General features: G+C 61.3%; 2 protein-coding genes. One reads left to right on the top strand and one right to left on the bottom strand.

All coding sequences use genetic code 11. The features are described from left to right. Positions 1 to 179: 179 nt before the first annotated feature. The gene (gene ampH, locus EN991_RS31645) at positions 180 to 1,337 is read left to right on the top strand and encodes a D-alanyl-D-alanine-carboxypeptidase/endopeptidase AmpH (protein ID WP_127370226.1); all 1,158 of its coding nucleotides are present in this window, start codon (positions 180 to 182) and stop codon (positions 1,335 to 1,337) included. Between the two features lie 27 nt (positions 1,338 to 1,364). On the opposite strand, the gene EN991_RS31640 is transcribed toward ampH, so the two are convergent. After that, positions 1,365 to 2,611 (bottom strand): ShlB/FhaC/HecB family hemolysin secretion/activation protein (locus EN991_RS31640; protein WP_164769509.1); only part of this gene is annotated, 1,247 nt, incomplete at its 5' end.

The following is a 2,611-nucleotide window of genomic DNA, read 5'->3' as shown; positions in this document are numbered from 1 at the left end:
TGTTTACATATGTTGCCATCGCGCCGACGCGCGGCGTCGGCGTCTTCGCGGCGATCAACCAGTTCAACGCCGGGGGCTTTGAAGCAATGGTGCACGCAGTAAACGAACTGATCTATCAGCTCGCGCCCCGCTGACTGCGCTCTCGTCTCACAATCAGATTTCTCGTCGAGGACATTCCAATGACCGGTTCAGGCCACAGGCGCTTGCTCATCCTCTGCTTCACGGCAGCCTGCGTCCTTGCGGCTCCTCACGTCGCCGCCGCCAAAGATCGTCTGCTTGAGGAAGCCGTGGGATTTGCCGGCGGCATCGCCTTCCTGGGCTCGGGCGCTCCTGGCCTCGTGATCGCCGCGGTTCGCAACGGCGAGACGGCCTTCGCTGGCTTCGGCGAAATCCGCAAGGGCTCGGGGCAGGTGCCCGACGAACATACGCTGATGCGGATAGCCTCGATCTCCAAGACCTTCTGCGGCGATCTGATGGGCTCGATGATTGTGGATGGCGTCATCGGCGCGACCGATCCCCTTGCCAAACACCTCGGGAAGGACTGGACCGTGCCTGGGCTCGAAGGACGAACGCCGAGGCTCATCGATCTGGTGACGCAGGCATCCGGCCTGCCGCGCGAGGTACCGAACCAGACAGGCGGCACGCCGGACGACCCGTTCGCCGGCAATACCTTCGACCTCAGCCGCGCTGAGCTTGCGAAGCCGGAACCCTATCTTTTCCCTCCCGGCACGGGTGCCTTTTACTCGAACTGGGGTTACGATCTGCTCGGCCTCGCGCTGGCCAATGCCGGTGGCAAGTCCTATGGCGATCTGCTGGCCGAGCGGGTGCTCACGCCCCGCCAACTGACCGACACCAAGCTCAACCTGGCGGAAGGCGATGCGGCGCGGACCATGCAGGGCCATTTCTTCGACGGCACACCGTTGCCCCTCGTTCCTTCGCCGGAAACGATCGGATGCGCGGGCGGGCTCTACACCTCCGCCGCCGACATGATGAAGTTCATGGCCTGGCACCTTCGCAAGGATGCGGCCGGCGATGCGGAGCGTACCGTCGACCATGCGGGCTGGCTCTGGCGCGACGGTCTCTCGCCGGTAATCGGCATCGACGATGCGGGGCCGATGGGAATGATGACGCTTGGCTGGGTCGGAGTTCTGGCCGACAAGGACAAGCCCATGATGCTCAACAAGACCGGCGGATTGCAGGGGCAGTTCAGTTATGTGGTGTTGGCGCCAACGCGCGGTGTCGGTGTCTTCGCCTCGATCAATCAGTTCAGTGTCGGCGGGTTCAAGGCGATGGTCGCAGCAACGAATGATCTCGTCGCGCAACTTGCGCCAAGATAAGGGCAGTTCAGGCGGGAGCTACGCCACCTAATACGAGCTGATTAGCTGGAACAAAAAACGCGTGCCGGTATCAGTCAGACCTCGGTTATCTCTGAACGGTACCGCAACAAGCGCCCTTGCATTGAGGTGTTGCCCAAATGCAGCCTTTGCACCTATTCCGGCCGAGCCGAGTTCCGCCTCGATGTAATCCACGCCCGTATCGTGGTTCCAGACCGCACCGTAATCGACATAAGCAAACACGTTCAGATTTGGGATCGGCAAAGCCTCCGGGAGTTCGATGTTGCGTCCCAATTCCAGCGAGGCCGCTATCCCGCTATCGCCTGAAGCGGCCGAGCCATCGAAAGCCAGGCCATAGGGATCGCCGCCGAGCACCAACTGGACCGACGATGGCACCGCCGTCGGCGCATATTGAGCAGCCACTCTGAGGTGGGCGACGGCCAGCGAAGCGATCTCCTTGGTAAGGTCGAGGTCGCCCCGAAAATACCTGTAGTCATCAGGAACGCCTGGACGCGGTGCAAGCGGATCGGTGCTGCTGCTCGCGCCAAAGCCGTCGAGGCCTTGGCCGAAAGTACCTGTCAGCGTGATGGCGCCGTTTTCCAACTCACCGGTATACTTAAGGGAGGCCGCCAGCCATCGGAGGTCCTCATCCGTCTGCGTTTCGCCGCCCAACGCCAGCGAGTTGTCCTTGAAGTTCAATTCAAGGCGGCTAAACAGGCTGTGGTCAATTGTCCGCAGCAGTGGGTAGTTGGCATACGCGCTGCCGAACCTAGAGGCTATGTCGACATCGAGAGGCTTGAGGTCGGCGCCCGGCTGGGAAGAGACATAACCGATGCTATAGCCTACATGCAGTCCGTCATACCCGATCGGGACATCGTGCGAAGCCAGCACGAACTTCAACTCCTCGGGACTGTCCGGAATGGTCACCAGGGCGATGTTCGCCACATCGAACAGCCTAAGCGCATCGTTGAAGGTGCCGGTGCCGGTCAGCTGAAATGGGCCGACGGCATTGCTGCCGAGATTGTCGACTATTGCGTTTGCGCCGGCCCGCTTGAAGCCAATGTCGAGTTTCAGATCACCGCCGGCGGAGGGCGTTTCGGGCCGAATGAAAGTGCCTTCGATGGTCAGGCCGCCAAGATCGCTCATCAGCAACAGCACGCGCTCGGCCTCCTTGATCCGGATTGGCCGCATGGCGACGATGCGATCGATGTAAGGTTTCAAACGCCGCTCAATATCAGGGATGGCGCTGTTGATGGTGACCCGGCGCACGTAGGATT

Source organism: Mesorhizobium sp. M7A.F.Ca.US.005.03.2.1 (genome assembly GCF_003997795.1).
Taxonomy (GTDB): domain Bacteria; phylum Pseudomonadota; class Alphaproteobacteria; order Rhizobiales; family Rhizobiaceae; genus Mesorhizobium; species Mesorhizobium ciceri.
The sequence above is the reverse complement of the archived record's forward strand: the minus strand, read 5'-3'. Positions and strand labels throughout refer to the sequence as shown.

Bases quoted from the DNA above. Each gene is read 5' to 3' on its own strand.
- ampH (WP_127370226.1), top strand. From the start codon at position 180: ATGACCGGTTCAGGCCACAGGCGCTTGCTCATCCTCTGCTTCACGGCA.